Genomic DNA, 19,582 nt, shown 5'->3' on the forward strand with positions numbered 1-19,582 from the left:
AACAAAATGAGGTGGCTCCGTTAGTCCGGACAGGTGGCTCTCGCCACACCGGACTGGCGGCTCTGCCGCACCGTAATATTCATTTCTCTCTAAAATAATAAAAAATCATTTCTGTCCAGTTCTTAGTCTTTCAAAAATGATTTTCTATTTTGTAGTACTGACGAAATCACTATCAACAAAAGTGTCTCCATATAAACATTTAACACTTGTTGTTCGCAAAATTCAAATAGCACTACCCCAATTCCAATATTAAGCATTAAATATAATCTCAATCTCTTTTTACAGTATATTTCCAAATCACTATTCTCATTTTCCTTAATATTTCCAATAAAAATCAAACCAAGCAAAAAAAAAGAATTACATAATTGTAGCCCTCTCGGCATAATAATAATCCTTGACAAATATATAATTATCAGAAAAGTCGTACAGGAAAATGGTAAACATACACTAAATTTTCTGAAATGGAATCCTCCAGCATAGGAACGTATGGGGAAAAATATTATAAAAAAAATACACAGTTCTATCAACGAACATGTCAATGCTGCTATAATAGTACAGCATAATACCCATAAAAATATTTCAATAAGAATCTGAAATCCATATTCATATATGGGCCTGTCCTCTTCTTGAACAAGCCCTTTTTTGATTAGATAGTCTGTTAAAAAAGCAAATACTCTTTTCATATTTTAGAATTTTCTAAATTTTTTTGCTTTTTCTGGAGCATCAATTTCGTGATAAACAGCAACGCACTTCCTATTTATCCCAATCTTCACACCCTTTTCTGCAACCGTCTTTAAAGTTTTTGCAAAAAGATTCTTTTTCATTTTTGTACCTCCTAATAAATTCAAGATACCTATAAAATAGCATTTTTTATCCAAATATTTCTCCATCTGTCAAAAAAACCCCATTTACTGTCAAAAATGCCTACACATAGTCTATACAAGTCATAAATGCAACTGCCCTAAATATATTTCCTCTAATTTCCACCACCAATTCTCCATCATATTTTTCAACTGTTTTTCGTATAGATTTCAAACCATATCCATGATGTTCTTTATTTTCCTTTATTGAAATAATATTTCCATGTATATTTTTCTTGATAATACCATCAAAAGAATTTTCCACAACTATAACCAAGCCATTTTTTCTTAATCCAATAGAAACATTTATCCATCTATCCGTAACTTTTTCACTAGCTTCTATTGCATTATCTAACATATTTCCTAATACAACACACAAATCTTCATCTAAAATAGGTAGTTTCTGCATTGCAAATCCATCTATTTTAACCACTATATTTTTCTGAATTGCTTTCGCATACTTAAACCGAAGGATTGTATCGATAATATCATTACCTATCTTTTCTAGTTCTGCTTTATCTACCATATTCCCATGTTCTAATATCCCATCAATCATACGAATTGCATCTTGTACATTTTGCTTTTCCATACTACTTCTAATACCTAATAACTTATTTTTTAAATCATGCTGTTCTCTTTGAAATAAAGCCGTTGAATTCATTTGATCTTGTGTACAGTTTCTCAATAATTTTAATTGCTGCTCATATATCATATTTTCCTTTTCTAATTTCAAGCTATAAATTGATTTCTTATATATTTCAAAAATTGACACATTCATCAACAATAATAATGTATAAAAACTAATAATCCAGATTTGATTCTTGCCATTATATAATTCATAAAATATAAAAGCCATACAAATACTTTCTATTGATATTAGAAATAAAATTACCCATAATTTTCTATCTATCCCTTCCGCCTCTTTATGTAATTTTTTTAAAATCACATAAAATAGTAAAACCAACAATAATACCTTTGATAATATCGTACCAATCAGCATTTCTCTATCTTCTTCAAAATTATATATATTTAAAATAAAATATACAAAAAACTCCGACAATATCCAGATTGATATAAACAAGGAAGTAAATAATAATTTCCTTTGAAACGTCCCCTTATATCCTATAATAATAATTCCCAAAATAACAAAAAAACTTATTATTCCTTTTTGAATAGAAACATTTCCCTTTTCTGTCTCCATAACTATTTGTATTAAAATAAAGAGTCCCCAGATTATTCTCGTAAAAATCTTTTTTGACTCTTTCTTTTCAAATGAATTATTTACAAATTTATTTACTATCCAAACGGAACAAAGTGGCATAAGTAAATTAGAAATACTATCAATTATCCCGTTCACTTATATCCTCCCCTAAACATTTAACATATTGCTTTCTAACATTATCTTTTCTATCATCACTAATTGGTAATACTAATTCATTAATCAATCTAGCCTTTTTCCCACTAATTGCTCTAATGTATGATAAATTTACCAAATATGACTTATGTATCCTCAAAAACAAAGAGGGACTATTGCTTAGTTTAATTTCCATATTATCCAATTTTCCATTAAATATTTCCATTTTGTTATCTTTCAAATGTATATTGATTTTTCTTCCACTGCTTTCAAAATATACAATATCCTTAATCGGAATTCTTATCCAATAATTTTTATATTTACAATCAAAAAAATACTGTTTTCGATCAAGTCTATTTAATGCTCGTTTTAAAGTCAACATAAATTTCTCATTACTAATTGGCTTTCTAATAAATTCAAATGCCTCAACTTCAAAAACAGATTCAATATATTCAATATACTCTGATATATACACAATAATCGAATCCAACTCCATTTTACGTATATATTTTCCTACAGCTAAACCATCTAATCCTCCCATTTGAATATCTAGATAGATAATATCATACATTTTTCCTTGAGAAATTGCTTCCGCAAGCTTTTCTCCACTATAATATACATCTATCTCCATTTCTACGCCATGTTTTTCATACGTACTTTCTATCAATTCTTCTATTTGAAATGTTGCGCCTTCATCATTATCACAAATTGCCACTAAAATCAATGTTCTATCCCCTTTTTCATATGTCAAAATTCATTACATACTAATCTGCGTCTTTCTGATCCGGAGGGATATATTCTAACAGATCATTAATTTCACAGTTTAAAGCATAACATAACCTTGCCAGCACATCAATGTCTAATCGACTAATTGTGTTATTGCAGTATCCATTTATTTGTGTCCTCTGCATTTCAGCTCTGTGACATAACTTATTTTTGCTTAACCCTGACTTTTCTAATAAATCAGCTAAATGAATCTCAATTCTTCCATATTGTGCCATATTCATTACCATGCCCCTTTATATAGTATTAGGTTTTCATGGTTAGTTTATAATCTCTTTCTCATTTATATCAGATGTGATATATCTACTCAGACTTCTTGCACCCCGTTATTTTGTAAATTGCACAATACAAATTATTCTTTCCCTCAATATGGATTAAGATATCTAATCAAGTTTACCTCAAAAATCTTGTCACTCCCCCAAGACTTTTTTTCAAGCGCTTTAGCTCTTTTTACCGTCTATATCTTTTTGTAATTCAGATATTATTTTTCTAAAAAATCTAGGCACTTTTACCCCCATTCTGCTTGCATTTTCTAATATAGAAATCGCTTCTCCTAATATAAACCATACCGTTATCAACAAACAAAAGCTACCTTTTATAGTAGATTTAATGCCAATATATTCCATCATTGTATCCATTAAAATATCCACCATTGTTGCCACCACTATTGTCAATATGTATCCTGCTTTTTTAAATATTCCTAATACCATACGTTTACTAGATATGCCATACTTCTTTTCTCCTGGATGTTCTAAGGCTTCTCTTTTTGCTGCCAATATTCCTGATACTTGATCTATGACCATCATTAACAGTAAAATAGATATACTCTGTGGAATTTCTCCCATTTTTCCCATAAACAGTGCCCATATTCCTAAAATTACTATTCTTAATTTTGAGATTTTTAATTCCATAAATTCCCTTCTATTATTCAAACAATTTTTCTTTAAGTTTCTTTTTATATTTTCTGCGTATACAATTTATATATTGTCTCGATATCTTATATATATCCGCAATTTCCACATCTGTCATTTCTTCTATAAACATTTTATGTACTATATCATACTCTTTTTTAGAATTTAAATTTAATATTTGATGCACACTCTCCACACAAATAATGTATGAATATTGATTTTCAGATGACTCAAGAAAATCCCAAAATAATTCTCCTACATTTTTCACTTCATTATCTCTATGTATCTTTTGTTTCCTATATAATTCATGAAATTTATTCTTTATTGATGTATGCAAATACTTTAAACATTCCCCATCGCTATTTACGTATTGGATTTTATTAACAGCTTCCCATAAAGCCAATATATATTCTTCCCTAATATCTTCTTTATCACCATCATAAATTGCACGTACATATTTCGTAATAATCGGATTTAGTTTATCTATAATTTTTTCAAATTCCTCCTTTTCTCCTTCTTTAATGCTCTTGATAGTTTTAGCTAACTCATCTTTCATATTGCATTCCTCCTTTCTTATCAAAAAGAGAAATGCATCTTTTTTGTAAACCTTATATTAAATAATTATAGCTTTATCAAATACTTATTCTAATATCAAATACTCTTTTAAAATTGCACATTTAAACACTATTTATATTTATAAAAACCAACAAAAACTTTTTTTGAAAATTTCTAGATTATTTTATTATTTTAGAATTTCTACGAATTGTTCTTCATTAGCATCAATATTTGAATATATTATAATAGGAGGTTACCAACTCAATGATAACCCCCCCCTAAAATCAAATCTGAAAAAAGAATGCAAATTTTTAAACTTTATATTATTAATTATCCAACATCTGCTGAAAAACTATTTATCTGATTATTTTTAGGTTCCACACCTGTTAAATAATCATCTACAACCCATCCCCAAATCTCCACTCCATTTATATCAGGAGCAGTTACGTGTGTCCATGAATATCCATCTGCCTCTTTTCCGAAAACACTCCATCCACTAATACGAGTTCCATTTTTGAGTTTTCCAACTATTTTTGCAGATAGAGAAGCATCCTCTCGAACGTTTAAATTTCCGCCATCCGTTTTAACCCATAAAGTCATATATTCTCTTTTATGTATGATAGAGTTTGAACTTGAAGCAGCAAACACAGGAATACTACTTGAAATACCTAATACAAAAACTCCCATAGCAAACAAGTATGCAAATTTCTTTTTTATAATATTCATAGAGACCTCCTTCTTAGGCATCCTTTTTTCAGATAGTTTTTATATTACAAATTACTTACTAATTTGGCTATTCCGTTTTCTGTATCAATAGAATAAATTTTTTGCATTGTATTATCATAATACAAAATTTTATTATCTAAAACACTAATACACAAACGTGCTGGAAATACAACATTCTCAAAATTGTAGATATGTTTAGATGTACCATCCGAATTTATGCAAACAAGCTCTTCTACATTATTTTGCTTTGTAAGAAGCACATAATAACAATTATCTGAATAATTTACTAGCACAAAATCAGCTTCTATTTTACTAATTTTTTCAATATCCCCACTTAATCCATCTAATAAATATAGATACTTATTATGACTAAACACAATCCCTTCTTCAGTCAGCAATTCAATATTATCAACTCTATTAATATATTGATACGAACATTCAAAAGGATTAAATCGGTAAACTTCATGATAATCATTATTATCAACATAATATATTTGTTTATAATCAGCTGAAATTCGATATTCTCCTTCTGTAAACTCATTGCTTATCATACTTTCAAATATCGTATATTCCTGAGACACTCTATTATTTTCATCTATTTCAAATACAATTCCATTTGAAAGATCATTTCCAGAATAAACTATTAACAAATTTGAATATATAGCAATATTATCAAAAGATAATATACTACTCGTACATAGCACCTCTTTTTTCAATGACTCAACATCAATCCGTTCCATTAATATTTTATTATTTTCAAAATCAGCTGACAAAAAATATAAATAATTATCAAAAATTGGTCCTAAAATACAAGTTCCCTCACAACACAATTTCCAAATATCCGCATTATTGTCTTTATAATAGATTCCTAATTTATCATCTATTGGTCCACATAAGAAAAAACCGTCTGTAGTTTCTCTTACCAAAAAATTATTTTTATTGTTAAAAATTTGAGTTTTTGTCATATCATCATCCATACATTCTGTATAAGCTGGATTATATATTTCGCTTTCTATGTGGGAAATATCATCTACTTCAACATCAGGAAAAAATGTACATCCTGATATTAGTGAAATAATAATTGAATTAAGTAGTAAAACATTTACTTTCATTTTTTCCTCCTATCAAAATCTAGTATTACTAACCTTCTCCTATTTTTGTTTAAAATTTCGTTGTTTCCTTCCCTAAGACTATTATGTATTTTACTCTTTAATTGACCAGTTTCTTCTTTCCTGTCAAAACTATTGCATTTCGTGACATTTTTCCCTTCTGCCCCTATTACTTTCTTCCCCTGTTTCCTTCCTGTCGGTTCATCCTGCCCCTATCCCCGGTTCACTGTCAGGGCACACTTCTCCCCAGGTGTGCCCTTTTAAATTACAAAATGGTATAGCGGTTTGAAGTAAACCCCCCATTTTCCCTGTGACGGATTTCCCTCTTCAAATATCCCTTTTCCTCCAGATCCTTCAACGCCCTCTTTACCGTGCTGCGCGACAGTCCTAAGTCGCGTGCAATAGTTCCGATGGCGGGCCAACAGGTTCCTTTCCTGCCTGTCCGGTCTTTCAGATACATATATACCGTCACACACCGGTGCGGTATCTCCGCCTGATATATTTCTTGAAAATATCCCACTGCATTCTCCTTTCAGTCTGTCCGTAACGGGGATTTTCGCCTCTCTTCCCAAAACGAATCTTCCTCACACTCTTCATCTACATCTTCTTCCTCCTCATCTTCCCAAAAACCATTCCGAAGCATTATTTCCTCTTCCAGCTCAAACCTGTCTGCATAAAACACTGGACGGGCTGCTTTTTCCGGCATCTCATATGGCTCTTCAAAGTGAATCCCCCACTTTAAAAATAACGGTAGCTGCGTCCTCATCGGGCAGCATCCCGTTTTTGCCAAAATGAAGTTCCCTTTGGGCAGCGTCTTTAATTCATCCGGGGACATCAGGGGACGTCCCATCATCTGAAGGCTCTGACTCGGGTCATGCTTCCCTCTCGAAACAGACCCGCCCAGGACTGTCCTGTTCCCCAGCGCTTTGGAGAGGATTTCCGCGCTTTCCGAATTAGGGGCAAAGCCACCGAACAGAATATCCTGACAGTTGTCTATGATAATGCTGGAGCCTTCTTTTCCATAATTTTTTTCCAGCTGGGCGAAGCTCTGGATGATCGGTACCATACTGATCCGACGGGAACGTCCTGCGGAAAACATCATTTCCATCGATTCGACTTTCGGGATCGTTCCAATCTCGTCCGCAAACAGCATGACCCTGTTCGGGAGTTTTCCCCCGTGCTCATCCGCTATCATCAGCATTTCTCTGTAAAGCTGCTGTAAAAACAGGGATACCATAAAATATTTCGTATTATCCTCTTCCGGCAGCACAAGGAAAATCGCAGACTTTTTGGTGCAGAAGCTTTCCGTATCCATCGTACTGTCAAAACAGAGTATCTGCTCCATCTCACTGTCCAGGAATGCATTCAGACGGCTCATTGCCGTAGAAAGGACAGACGCCATCGCCTGATCGCCGCTATTTAGGGCTGCTCCCGCAAACCATTTCGCTTTGTGGTTCTCCGGCAGCTTGTCCATCAATATCTGGAACAGGCTGCGGTTTTTTACCGGTGACGGAGCCATCATATCCTGAATCAGCTTAAACACAGAAACGATATGTCTTTTCGGCGGTGGACAATATTCCGCAACAAGCAGGATTACAGAAGTCAAAAGCCCTTCTGCAGCATCATAGAAATATGCATTCTGGCCATAGTTTCCTGCAGATGAGCCATCTGAACAGATAATCGTTCTCGCAGTGATCTTGGCATATTTTTCCGCTTTTGCTTTCGCCTGCAGATTCTCCGGTTCCTCCAGATAAATATCCATATATTTATTAACCAGCGTCAGGATATTATTTCCTTCAGAGCGGGTCGGATTTCTCAAATCCAGTATCGAAGTCTGATATCCATAATACTTCTCTGCAATCCCCGCATAGTTCCGGAACAGATCGCCTTTTGTATCAGTTGTCAAAAAGCTCATGCCGGATGCACAGGCATACTCGATATTGGGATACAGAAAATGGGCCGTCTTTCCGACGCCCGCAGCCCCGATCATCAGGCAATGGATATCCCCGCTGTCTATCAATGCGTCAATTTTCCCTCCGGTCCTCCGCCACCCTACAACCAATCCCTGAGCTTTTGGCAGATTTTCCCCCCGCCTCCACTTTTCCGGTTCATAAGCCACTCTCACATACGTTTCCCGAATTTCCTTTTCTGTTGCAAAACGGGCTGTCCCATACTGTCCGTCGCCCACCGTCTTTGATTTAATCCCATTCAGGCTATATTGATTTGATAAAAACATCAAACCTCCAAGAAGCGCCATCATCCCTATCCCTGCGACAATAAAAAGAATAATCTGATAATTTCCCATACTTTTCCCTACTGCATCTGCAGGTTTTCTCTCCTCCCTTTAGCCATCAGCTCCTGCAAGTCTTCATTCCAGTCTTTTCCTGACGGAAAAAGCGGGAACACCTCCCGGTATCCCCGCCCTTCCAGATTTTTTTGTATTCTTTCTTCTGCCTGAAGCCCCGCTCTGTCCCTGTCCAGGCATAATGCAACCTGTCTGATGTACGGCACATCTTCCAACATCTGGAACAGTCCCTGTTCCGACAATCCGCAAAGTGCCACATAGCTGTGCTGCTCCCATTCTTTTTGATATAGGGTCAGAAAGGAGAGCAAGTCTATCGGTGCCTCAAACACATAAAGCCTGCCGCTCTTACCTGTCCAGTGAAAACTGTATTTCGGATCGCTGCTCTCTTCATTGCCCTTAAATGCCTTCCCCCCCGTAAATGTCCCATGCTTGTGGGCATGACGTGCCACACCGCTCTTATCATATCCAACAAACACTGCATTATGATATTTCCGGTCCTCATAGATCATCCTGCGTTTTATAAATTCAGCCAGGACCGTCCTGCTGATTCCTCTGGTTGTTGTAAGGTAGGCAAACGCCCTCCGCATTTCTGTATTTTTCTCCGGCAGGGCAAATGGCTTTCCTTCTTCCCTGCTTTTTCCCTTTTCACAGATATCCGAATAACAGACTTCTCCCTGCTCTCCATCCAAAAGCATTGTCACCGCATCCGGAAAATCTTTCCCATAAAACATTTTTACAAAATCGATAGCTCCTCCGCCCTTCTCGATCGCATGGTCATACCACTGGTTTCCCCTCACCGTGATGCTATGGTCGCTGGCAAGACGTTTTTCCCTGCCTGATTTTAAAAGCCGCTCCCCCTGCCGTAAAAGGAAACTTTCCAGATTTACCTCATTGGCACGCCGCTTCTGTTCTTCTGTAAAATAAATAAAACCTGCCATTTCCCAGCCCCCTATCCTTCTATCTGCTGTTCCGGTTCATGGTCATCTGTCCGATGCCCCTGCGCACGCCGTCTCTCAGTCAGCTTTTTTCTCCGTTTCCTGTCAATATGATATCTTCCCGTCCTGTTTTCTTTTCGGAACTCTTCCTGAAATATTTTTTGCAGACCAGCCATCAGCCTTACTGTAGCAAAAAATACAGAAGGTTCCCTGACCGGTTCAAGATACTCCAATAAAAACAGGGCATACTTATTTCCCTGTTCTGCCGAAAGCTTCAGGTACTCTACAGCCCTTTCTTTATCCTCCGGGACACCTTTCCCCTGCAGATAAACTTTTCCCAATGCATATTGCGCGGCATCATTCCCTGATTCGGCAAGCTCTTCCAACCAGCCGAGCGCTTTCTCTGTGTCCCCCGTTCCATTTTCCAGCCACATCATTGCCAGAGAATAACGGGCACGGATATTTCCCGTTTTCTCAGCTTTAACCCAATAAGACTCTGCCATCCCGTCATCTCTTTCAATTCCCGTCCCGGTATGGAACATCCATCCCAGCCGGTACTGTAGATTATCTTCATGGCTCTCTCTTTCTAACGCTGAAAATCCATAAAATGCACTTTTAAAGCATTTCTGTGCGCGTTCTTCATCCGCTTCTGTCCCTATCCCATCCCGGTACATTTTTCCCGCTTCATATCCAGCATATGGATTCCCCTGCTTTTTTGCACATTCATACAGCTGCAACGCTTTTCTTTCATCCTTCTCCACCCCCTGTCCGTTCAGATATTGCCCCGCCAATGCATACTGAGCAAAGTTATGCTTCTTTTCCACTGCCCTTTCAAACCAGGCTGCCGCCTCCTCATAATTCTTTTCAGTTCCCTGTCCGGCGGCATACATCTTTCCGATCCGATACCACATATATGGCAGCCACTTTTCCTTTGCAGTTTCTGATACCTTTAAAAAACCATTCAATGCTTTCCCGTACCATTCCTGTGCGACAGCTTCCTCTTTTTCACACCCCATTCCCTTTTCATACATCCATGCCAGCTCATACATTGCCAATGCGTTCCCCGAGCCAGCCTCCTTGAAAAAAATCCCCATCGCTTTTGAAAAGTCCTGCCGGATTTCATCTGAACCATAGAGGTACTGCTTTGCCAGTTTATATTTTTTTGTCCACCGTACAAATACTTTCCCCACGTTTGGAAGCTTATCTTTCCGGTACAGCTCTGCTTCTTCCTGACCATTCTCCGGCTGCATCCCTTCTTCCGGAAAATCCTGTTCTACAGCCTCCCCCTGAATCCACTCAGGACTCCGCACATCATGACTTATTTGCATTGCCTCACTGATAATCAGGTTTTTAAGGCTTTTAAATGCAGCGCACTGCGACAGCGGCACCTGTTTTTCCGGGCTGTTTTCATAAAATTTCCGGATTTCTCCCTGCCATTTATTCCATTCCTTGTATAACGCATCCACACGCTCATCTTCCGCAATCTCATCTATGATCCGGTCCACCAGATTTTTTACGTCCCGCTTCAAATATCCATAAACTTTTTTCCCTTTTGTATGGCTCAGTTTCCCCGATAAAGCAAGAAGCATTTTTTCCAGCTCCATGTTTTTTACCATCCCGCTTTTCATCTCTTCCATCAGCTGTTTTATGACATCCGCACTTTCCTCCTTCATTTCCGTTCGTGCCTGATTTTGCTTATCATAGATGTTTGCAAAATCCTGCCGGAAAATGTCATGTGCCAGTTCCGACCGCATCGCCTCAATCGACATTTTGGTCAGATAGCCATCATTGTCCCTTGCAGAATACACCATTAGATGTACATGGGGGTGATGTCCCTCATTATGAAAGGCTGCATACCACCTTAAGTCTGCGCTGTCGATTTTCATATGTTTACAGAGCATCGCCCGCTTTGACCTTAATAGCGCCATCCACTGTTCTGCCCGGTCATATCCCAGCCGCGCGGCATCCTCCCTCTTCAAAGAAATGACATGCGTCCATATCACGCCCTTATGTTCCGCTGCCTCTTTCTGCACCTGCCGCAGCATGACAGGCTTCCCTGCGTCAGTAAACAGACCATGCTCCCCGACCCGCTCCACTCTCGGACGGTTTGCTATATAATCCACATAATTTTCCATACTCCCTGAAAAATCCACATAACGCTCCAACGCACAGGATATCAGCTCCGATGCATTCCCCATTGTCGGATGCTCTGAAAAATCCATGTATTCCAACAGCTCCCTTGCCTCCGGGATTTTCCGGACCATCTCCTCGATATATTGTTTCTGGTTTTTGGTCGCCGGAAGGTTATCCCGTCCCCCTGCCATTTTTTCAACGCCTTCCCGTGTTCCTATATAACGGACATAATGTTCTATCCGCGGCGCAGGGACATCCCGCAGATAGCGGGATGTAAAAATCAGCTTTGCCATATACTTTTATTCCCGTCCCCTCTGATACCGGTATGCATCCTCAAACAGGACTGTTCCGTTGATACGGCTGACTTCCTCCACACATTTTGCATGGAGCTTCTGCAAATCCCCTTCATCCACCTCATGACTGTATGCAATCACATGGCAGAGCTTTGCCAGCTCCACTGCCATTTTAAAATCCATCCGCGCCAGACGGTTTTCGCTGTCCTTCACAGTCCCTCCCAGCATAGACGAGAGGGACTGCAAAAGATAATCCTCCGATTTTTCAGCAGAAAGGAATCCCAGATAAAACCGTAAAGCGTCCTCTATCATCTCTGTGCGGCTCAACGCCATCCCCTCCTGCACATAAGCATCTGCTGTCCTGACAAGCTCTTCATCCATCCGGATTGAAAATTTTATTTTTTCCGTGTCCATCCCCCTTTCTCCTTTTATCCCTTTCCCTTTTTGCAGAGCCACCCAAAAAACTGCTTCCTTTCCCGGTTTTCGCCGTTTCTGCCACCTGAACCCTGCAAAAAATGTTTCATGGGTGGCATCCTGTTTTCCCGCACGGCTTTGCCGGGCGGTGTATTACGGGCGAGGAGGCTTTTTTAAGCCACCCGCCCTTTAACCCGCACACATTTCGACCTTGTCCCATCCTCTTTTTCTCCGGAATCCTGCCCTTTCCCAAACTTCGCCAAACGCGCGCTTGACTGGCACTCATGCACATTTCCCCGCCCCTGCTCCCAAAAGCCCACACAGCGGCTCACAGACGCTTACAGGGCTATTCCTCTTCCCCTCTGGCTGCCGCCCTGCTCTGCCTTCTGCCAGTATTTCTTGCCTCTTCCACCCGGCTTACCCTGTCGTCGATGTATTCCCGGGTCGCCAGCGGCACATATTTTTCATAAAGCTTCTGGATGATGTCGTTTAATTCTTCCTGAAGGTTTGCATCCTTTTTCCCCATATGGAAGAAAAGCGCATCCAGTTTCTCCGTATTAAATGTGATTGTTAATGTCGTATTTTTCATTTGTTCCCTTTCTCTGCTTTCATCCGCAGCTAAAACAACCGTCCATACCCATACAGATGCCTCCGCCAATAAGCAGCGTTTAAGTCCGCATACCCGATCGGGTCACCTGCATGGAGCATCCTTCCCCCACCTACATAAATCCCCACATGGCTTACAGCGCTTCCTGAAGCATATGTCCCTGTAAAAAACACCAAATCTCCGGGCTGTGCCTCCCCCTGTGATACGGAGGCACACTGGTCATAAATCCCCTGCGCTGTTGTCCGGGGCAGATAACATACCCCCGACTGTGTATAGACCCAGCAAATATAACCGCTGCAATCAAATCCGGTCGCCGGGGAGCTTCCTCCCCACACATAATCCATCCCGATATATTTCCGTGCTTCCTCCATCAATGCGGCAAAACTTCCATCTCCCATCGCCTCCCCCGCTTCTCCGTTCATTCCTCCTCCGATACCTCCTCCTTGTTTTACAAGACTGTAAATTCTGCGGGCATTGGTTTTATCCTCCACACGGATCTCTTTTCCAAGCAACTGCGACAGGCTTTGGCATATCTGGTTCTGGTCAGAAACAGGAACCGTTACCGTAACGATATTTCCTTTCTCATCCTCTATTTCTTCAAAAGAAACAAAGCATTCCGCAAATTTCCTGTAATCGGCTCTCCTCATATGTTCCTGTTCTGTCCCGAAAAACAGTGTATAGAAATATGACTTGACCAGATCTGCATCAACTGCCCCGTCCCTGACATCCTTATTTATTTTACCAATCTCCCTGTCCAGATCTTGAAAGCTTTCCTGCATATCCCGGATATAACTTCTATACTCCTCCGGCATTTTTAAAGATATCCCACTGCCATAAAAAGACAAAAATACAGCCTGCCTGTTATGATCAGCAGTACCTGATAAGGAACATAACATTACTGAAATGATAAGAAAAAACGGGATACAAATGGCTGCTGTCACGGACAAAACTGCCGTCCTGACACGTTCATCAGTCATTGCTGTAAGCGCTCCTTTTACGGCAAACACTGCCCCTGATACCGACATAAGCCCTCCCCCTTCCATGTTGATATCTGTTAATATCCCATCCGGACACCGCCTGTGCCCTGCTGGTTTTCCTGCAGACTTTTTTCTGCCAGTCCATATGCCCTCTGGATGGCCTCCTCCAAAATCTCTGCATCAAAACCTGCTGACTGGTATCCCTCCCGGATGATTTCTGCGTAATGTTCCGATGGAATCCCAAATTCCCGTCCGGGAGTCATGACATATGCCATGACCCGCTGGCATTTCCCATCCACTTCCACCTCCATCATCTGCTTCCTATACAATCTCGGATACCCTTCATAACAGTCTAACGCCACCTCATCCCGGGCACCGATCTCCCAAAGCACCACCGGAACACTGCTTCCTTCCCGCGGCTCTACCGTCGCAACCGCTCCGTGCCTTGCGCCCCTGAACAGCAGCTCATAATTTTTCAATATCCCCTTCCCTACTACTTCTGCGGTCCGGCACCGGTCAGCCATCTGCTCCAGATTCATGTTGCTCCCGTATGCCATATACAATCTTGTCCTTCTGCCCATTTTTCTTCTCTCCTCATCCTCTTATCATCATCGTTCCTGTTTCCGTTTCCTCATCAGCTGCCTGCTCCTGCAGCCTGCAGCTTTCTGCCCGTTTTCGCCGCAGCCGCTCCTGCTGTGCGATTGCCTGAGCCGGGTCTCTCCACGCGATACACCCCGGCAGATTTTTCAGCAGATGATACCGTGCTGTTTCAAATTCTTTTCCATTTAATCCCAACCGCAAAAGCCACGTCCGGAAGGTATACTTCTCATTCGTTGTCTCCGTCCTGATTCTGCTCGCACAGGTCTGATTTAATGCCTGCGCCGTAACTGCAAGACAAAATTGGATATACGCCTTGATCTTCCCTGCATGGAGCGTCCCGTTGAACAGCCGGAATTCAACCGTCCCTTTCTGGAAAACCGAATGGAGGTTCAGACAATGATACCTGCTCTGGTCATAATGTTGTCCCCTCCTGCTCCTGCCGTTGTACCAGATTTCCTCTACCGCCTCCATACTGGTCGGACGCCGTCTGTTTAATTCTTCCAGAAAACGTTCCTCCACAGGCCTGCACCATCGATGCTGTCTCTCCACTGACACCCCAAGCGCCTTATAGATCAGGTCCTCCTTTGCCGCCATGATATTTGTAAGGTTTCTCAGTTTCCCTGCGTCAAAGGGAGAAGCATCGATATGCACATGGATGCCGCAGCTCTCATTTACGATCGCACCTTTCTTTTTCAACTCACGGATTAATTCCTGAATTTTTTCAATATCTTCATATCTGCAGATTGGGCTGACCATTTCTGTCCGATATACTGCACCCGCCGCTCTTTTCTCCCCGTTAACCTTCTTTTCCGCCCGGATGCTGCCGTCACTCATGAATTTCCACTGTCGTCCCTCCTGATCCACGGCTGCATATGTCTGGTAATAGGTGCCCACATATTCCGACCTTGTCCCAAAATATGTGGCGGCTACCTTGGCCGCCCCTGCCCTTGTGATCCCTGTCATTTCGATCTCTATCCCAAACCTCTGCTCCCTAAGTTCCATTCTCCCCCTCTATCTCCCGCCGGCATCCCCAAACAACTTTGCCTTGTGCTCCGGCGCATGCACCATCAGGTTATACCGTTCATTCCCGCATTTATAAAGGCATACGCCCCTCTGGGGATACCGGATCAGCTGATATTCACACTCCTCCAGCTGCAGGGTATCCGTATAGAATTTTGCATCGATGCTCCCGGCATTGAACAAAAACTGATGGGTCGGGATTGAAAACAACGGCTTTGTATATTCCCGTATGCCGTCCAAATTAAAATCTTCCAGATTCTGGCTCGCAATGATCACGGCAGAATCCTTTTTCCTTACCCTCTTTGAAAAATTACGCACATATTCCACGGCGGTCAGGTTCGACAGAAACAGATAAAATTCATCCAGACTTGCCGCCGCATTTCCCTGTGTCAGCAGTTCATTGCTCATAAAGGAAAGCACATTAAAAAGCAGCGCATCCTTTAAGCTCCTGCTTGCCTGCAAAAGTCCCTTTACCCCAAAGGTAATAAACCCGGAGTCTGTGATATTGGTATGCCCGTTAAAAAACTTACTTTCTGCCCCTATGCATATGGAATGCAGCCCCAACAGGATTCCCTGCAGCATTGCTGCCGTATAAATCTGTTTACCATTTTCATCAAACCTTTTATATTCCTCTTCCATAAAACCATACAGGTCTGATAAAACAGGATAATCATAAGAGTTCATGCGGTCAAAATGGCTTCTGTCACTGATTCCCCACTTGGCATAAAGCTTCTGTACCATGATCTCTATCACATCGAGCTCCCTGTCCGTAAAATCCTTATAGCTCCTAAAAAAATCCTTCAGGAAGCTGATATGCTGTGACAGGCGCGACCGGATGCGGAACGTCTGAGGTGCATCCGCATCCTCTAGCCCGCTGCTGTCATCCCATATTTTAGGCTCCAGCGGATTGATCAAAAACTCGCCGCCCATCAGGTCGATAAAACATCCACCCAGATTTTTCGTAAGCTCTTCATATTCCATTTCAGGGTCAAGGGCGCATATCCGCATGCCCGCCTCCCGTAAATTTGTTAAGATGAGCTTCAGCAGATAACTTTTCCCTTGTCCGCTGTTTCCCAAAATCAGGATGTTTGCATTGGTCTTATCATCCGTGCGTCTGTTAAAATCCACGATCACATTGCTTCCAAACTTATCCTTCCCGACATAAAATCCATTCGGGTCCGTTTTTCCGGAATAATGGAACGGATAAAGGTTTGCCACACTGCTGGCGGGCAATACACGTTCAAACTGATCCCCGAATAGATTCCTCCCTGTCGGCATCACACACCGAAATCCCTGTTGCTGCCGCAAAAGCAGACGGTCCACATTTAACTTCGCACGTATCAGTTCTGTCAGTACCTCTGTCTGTAAAAGCCTAAAACGCTCCAGGTCATGGGCACACAGCTCCAGATAGACCGCCGTATGCAAAAGCGGCTCCCTGTTTCTGTGCATCTGCGCCACAATCGCCGTTACGTCCTGAAGGTTACTTTCTGCCAGCACAGTCTGCTGTAGATCGTTCGTGCTGCTCCGGTCCAACCGGTTTTTATTTACCGCGTTGCTGATGATCCTTTTTTCTTCCATCGCCGTAACATGACGGGTATAGATGTGGAGCGTTACGCCATCCTTTTCCCCGAGATGGGACAGGATTGCCTGCTCATCCGTCGCAGTCGGGTATTCCCTGATCGCCCATACACAGCGATAAGTATTCCCGCATATAAAATGGTCTGTTTCAAACCGGATCACTGACGGCGCAATCATATCCAGAAATTCCCGGATATGAGAATCTTCCCTGTTTTCCTCAAAATCTTTCTGATGTTTTTTCAACTTTCTGCCTCCATGACTGAAAAAATCCCGTCTGCCTTCCGGCATCCGGGATTCGATTTTTTCCTGTTATATAAGTTCCTGCCCTTTTAATCCTCCTGAATGATCCAACGCTCTCCGTCAAAATCTTCAAACTTTTCCGTTGTCACATTTTGCTCATAATATACGGCAAGAAGGCGCTTGATGTCCTCCCTTCCCGCCCTGCTGACAGAAAAGCCCTGTTCTTTCAGGGATTTTTCAATTCGTGACAGATAAGCCAGAGCCTCCCGCTCTTCTTCCTCCTTCAACCGGACGATGATTAAAAATTCCCTCGCTGTTGCCATCTGAACCTGTATCCGGTCAAGATGCTTCTGGTCTTTTTCCAGCAGGCTGCGCACCACAGGGTTTTGTTCCTCCTCCATCCTCCTGCGTAAGAACAGTTTATTCTCTTCAAAGCTCTCCCTGCTGTTTAAGCATAACATCTCAACTTCCGCTACCCCTTTCAGCACCGTCATCAATGCATATATCCGTCTCCCGATGCTCGCTTCTGACAGCACGGATAAATTTGCCGGTTTTATCAGAAAATACACCAGCGTCTCCTGACCGTATGTCACAAGTCCATATTCCGTAAGTGCCTGTACACCGATCAGATGGCGCGTATCTGTCTCCTGCCTCCGCTTTCTTTCCCTTTTCCCTATATATCCGCTCACTCTGAACACCTCCTCCATTCAAAGCTCTGCTGACGGATAAAGAAGAACTCACATGCATATCTGATAAAATCCAGAATGCTGGCATCCTCAAAACGGATCGTCAGAAACGCATAAACTGCCGTCAGCACTGCCGGGAAAAAGATTCCCGCCTGTGTCAGCGCCAGCACCGACGCCACCGCGCAGACCCCTGTAATCCCAAGGTCTTTTAATTGCCAAAGCCACAGGGTAGCCCTTGACTTTAAATTATCAGGGTAAATATACATATTTTTTTCTCCTCACACGCCTTCAAAATCTCCGTTTTCATCCAATTCTCTGTTTTTCTGCAAAAAGCAAGCGATCCGCCGCAGGACAAAGTCCACACAGGGAATCGCCACGCTATTTCCAAGGGCACGGTATCTCGCATTGTCAGATGCCCCCGGAATATCCGTCCATCCATCCGGAAACCCCTGCAGCCGTTCGCACTCCAATGGTGTCAGGCGGCGCACCTGTTCTTTATTTTCTACAACGCACTTATCCCCATTGATATACTGGTTTCCTGCTCCCTTATAATCTGAATAAGTGAGCGTCCCGACTGTTTTCTGATAAGTTTCCTTCTCACAAAATACCGCATGACGGTCCATACACGTCAGACTGTAGCTCACATCCGGCAGACACCCCAAGCCATTTCCCCCATTCTGCAACTGTCTGCCGATAATATTTCCCGTAATACAATAGCTTCTGGGATTCATGGCACACTTCCTGTTTTCTTCTCCTGTCATCCTTCTATCCCCGCCTGTTTCTTCAGCGCCCAAAGAAGCTGCTCCGGGAGCTTCTTCCCCCTTGCTTTTACCCTTTCCAGTATCCCCCGGCACGCTTTCTGGCTCAAATAATATCTTTGGGGCGGTGAGTCCTCCAAAATCTGCCACAAGAAAGATTCGACGGCGACGCTGGGGGACTCCCCAGTATTGAGCGTCCAGCACTCGCCAAGCCACGCTGCATCGTTTTCCCAAAATGGCAGCCCCAGCAGATTCCCAGCGCCCGGTGTCAGGTCGAGGCACATCACAGGAACAGTCTGCGATCCGGATGATTTCCTGCAGGACCGCCCTGAAATCCTCCCCCGCCGCACTGCTGAATGCTCCCGGCACATTTTCCCAGACCATATACCGAGGTCGTCTAAGGTCATCTGATATCCCTCTTGTACCATCTGCATCCCTCATCTCCTTTACGATCCGCACCTGTTCCATAAATAATCCTGACCGTTCTCCCGACAGCCCTTTTCTTTTCCCGGCTACGGACAAATCCTGACAGGGGCTGCCGCCGCAGATAATATCCACAGGAGGGATATTTTTCCCGTCGACTCTCGTGATATCCCCTAAATGTTCTATTTCCGGGAAATGGATTTTTGTTACCCGGATTGGGAATGCCTCTACCTCGCTTGCCCAAACTGGCTTTATCCCATTATGGACAGCTGCCAGCGGAAATCCCCCGATCCCATCGAACAGACTCCCCAATGT

22 protein-coding genes are annotated in these 19,582 nt (G+C 42.0%); all 22 read right to left on the reverse strand.

Annotation, left to right across the window (positions count from 1 at the left end; genetic code table 11):
- Positions 1–122: 122 nt before the first annotated feature.
- Positions 123–683, reverse strand: a complete 561-nt coding sequence (locus OCV62_RS18665) for an accessory gene regulator B family protein (protein WP_021915586.1) — start codon at positions 681–683, stop codon at positions 123–125.
- A gap of 3 nt (positions 684–686) precedes the next feature.
- The gene (locus tag OCV62_RS08700; RefSeq protein WP_262586077.1) at positions 687–824 is read right to left on the reverse strand and encodes a hypothetical protein; all 138 of its coding nucleotides are present in this window, start codon (positions 822–824) and stop codon (positions 687–689) included.
- A gap of 100 nt (positions 825–924) precedes the next feature.
- A complete protein-coding gene (locus OCV62_RS08705; protein WP_262586079.1) occupies positions 925–2,217 on the reverse strand; it encodes a sensor histidine kinase in 1,293 nt (430 codons plus the stop codon).
- Positions 2,201–2,965: a LytR/AlgR family response regulator transcription factor gene (locus OCV62_RS08710; RefSeq protein WP_262586081.1), complete on the reverse strand. Its 765-nt coding sequence runs from the start codon at positions 2,963–2,965 to the stop codon at positions 2,201–2,203. The genes OCV62_RS08705 and OCV62_RS08710 overlap by 17 nt, the downstream gene beginning before the upstream one ends.
- A 13-nt stretch (positions 2,966–2,978) precedes the next feature.
- A complete protein-coding gene (locus tag OCV62_RS08715; protein ID WP_330667330.1) occupies positions 2,979–3,227 on the reverse strand; it encodes a helix-turn-helix domain-containing protein in 249 nt (82 codons plus the stop codon).
- A 210-nt stretch (positions 3,228–3,437) separates the two neighbouring features.
- On the reverse strand, positions 3,438–3,908 hold the full coding sequence (locus OCV62_RS08720; RefSeq protein ID WP_021914494.1) for a phage holin family protein: 471 nt from the start codon (positions 3,906–3,908) through the stop codon (positions 3,438–3,440).
- Positions 3,909–3,921: 13 nt separating this feature from the next.
- Entirely contained in the window at positions 3,922–4,464 is a 543-nt protein-coding gene (locus OCV62_RS08725; protein ID WP_021914493.1) for a sigma-70 family RNA polymerase sigma factor, read from the reverse strand.
- Positions 4,465–4,793: 329 nt separating this feature from the next.
- Complete coding sequence (locus tag OCV62_RS08730) at positions 4,794–5,189, reverse strand: SH3 domain-containing protein (protein ID WP_262586083.1); 396 nt, start codon at positions 5,187–5,189, stop codon at positions 4,794–4,796.
- 44 nt (positions 5,190–5,233) lie between these two features.
- Positions 5,234–6,301, reverse strand: coding sequence for a hypothetical protein (locus OCV62_RS08735; protein WP_262586085.1), 1,068 nt, complete (start codon positions 6,299–6,301; stop codon positions 5,234–5,236).
- Positions 6,302–6,563: 262 nt separating this feature from the next.
- Entirely contained in the window at positions 6,564–6,818 is a 255-nt protein-coding gene (locus OCV62_RS08740) for a helix-turn-helix domain-containing protein (protein ID WP_262586087.1), read from the reverse strand.
- A 12-nt stretch (positions 6,819–6,830) separates the two neighbouring features.
- Positions 6,831–8,603: a type IV secretory system conjugative DNA transfer family protein gene (locus OCV62_RS08745; RefSeq protein ID WP_262586089.1), complete on the reverse strand. Its 1,773-nt coding sequence runs from the start codon at positions 8,601–8,603 to the stop codon at positions 6,831–6,833.
- Positions 8,604–8,611: 8 nt separating this feature from the next.
- Positions 8,612–9,541, reverse strand: a complete 930-nt coding sequence (locus OCV62_RS08750) for a DUF3991 and toprim domain-containing protein (protein ID WP_262586091.1) — start codon at positions 9,539–9,541, stop codon at positions 8,612–8,614.
- Between the two features lie 11 nt (positions 9,542–9,552).
- A complete protein-coding gene (mobP3, locus tag OCV62_RS08755; RefSeq protein WP_262586093.1) occupies positions 9,553–11,964 on the reverse strand; it encodes a MobP3 family relaxase in 2,412 nt (803 codons plus the stop codon).
- Positions 11,965–11,970: 6 nt separating this feature from the next.
- Complete coding sequence (locus OCV62_RS08760; RefSeq protein ID WP_178713003.1) at positions 11,971–12,378, reverse strand: ribbon-helix-helix domain-containing protein; 408 nt, start codon at positions 12,376–12,378, stop codon at positions 11,971–11,973.
- A gap of 346 nt (positions 12,379–12,724) precedes the next feature.
- Positions 12,725–12,967: a DUF6103 family protein gene (locus tag OCV62_RS08765; protein WP_021915703.1), complete on the reverse strand. Its 243-nt coding sequence runs from the start codon at positions 12,965–12,967 to the stop codon at positions 12,725–12,727.
- Positions 12,968–12,996: 29 nt separating this feature from the next.
- Positions 12,997–13,797 carry a C40 family peptidase gene (locus OCV62_RS08770; protein WP_262586096.1) on the reverse strand — a complete coding sequence of 267 codons (801 nt, stop codon included), beginning with the start codon at positions 13,795–13,797 and terminating at the stop codon, positions 12,997–12,999.
- A gap of 242 nt (positions 13,798–14,039) precedes the next feature.
- The gene (locus OCV62_RS08775) at positions 14,040–14,543 is read right to left on the reverse strand and encodes a gamma-glutamylcyclotransferase family protein (RefSeq protein WP_021915701.1); all 504 of its coding nucleotides are present in this window, start codon (positions 14,541–14,543) and stop codon (positions 14,040–14,042) included.
- 13 nt (positions 14,544–14,556) lie between these two features.
- Positions 14,557–15,564 (reverse strand): amidoligase family protein, encoded by a 1,008-nt coding sequence (locus OCV62_RS08780; protein WP_021915700.1) that lies wholly within the window; start codon positions 15,562–15,564, stop codon positions 14,557–14,559.
- A gap of 9 nt (positions 15,565–15,573) precedes the next feature.
- A complete protein-coding gene (locus tag OCV62_RS08785; RefSeq protein ID WP_416822289.1) occupies positions 15,574–17,448 on the reverse strand; it encodes a VirB4 family type IV secretion system protein in 1,875 nt (624 codons plus the stop codon).
- Positions 17,449–17,489: 41 nt separating this feature from the next.
- Positions 17,490–18,089: a hypothetical protein gene (locus tag OCV62_RS08790; RefSeq protein WP_330667332.1), complete on the reverse strand. Its 600-nt coding sequence runs from the start codon at positions 18,087–18,089 to the stop codon at positions 17,490–17,492.
- Positions 18,086–18,352 (reverse strand): hypothetical protein, encoded by a 267-nt coding sequence (locus OCV62_RS08795; protein ID WP_021915697.1) that lies wholly within the window; start codon positions 18,350–18,352, stop codon positions 18,086–18,088. Before OCV62_RS08795 ends, OCV62_RS08790 begins: the two co-directional genes overlap by 4 nt.
- A gap of 12 nt (positions 18,353–18,364) precedes the next feature.
- Positions 18,365–19,579, reverse strand: coding sequence for a DNA cytosine methyltransferase (locus tag OCV62_RS08800; RefSeq protein WP_465245353.1), 1,215 nt, complete (start codon positions 19,577–19,579; stop codon positions 18,365–18,367).
- Positions 19,580–19,582: the final 3 nt, after the last annotated feature.

It is taken from the genome of Gallintestinimicrobium propionicum (assembly GCF_025567525.1).
Classification (GTDB): Bacteria; Bacillota; Clostridia; order Lachnospirales; family Lachnospiraceae; genus Gallintestinimicrobium; species Gallintestinimicrobium propionicum.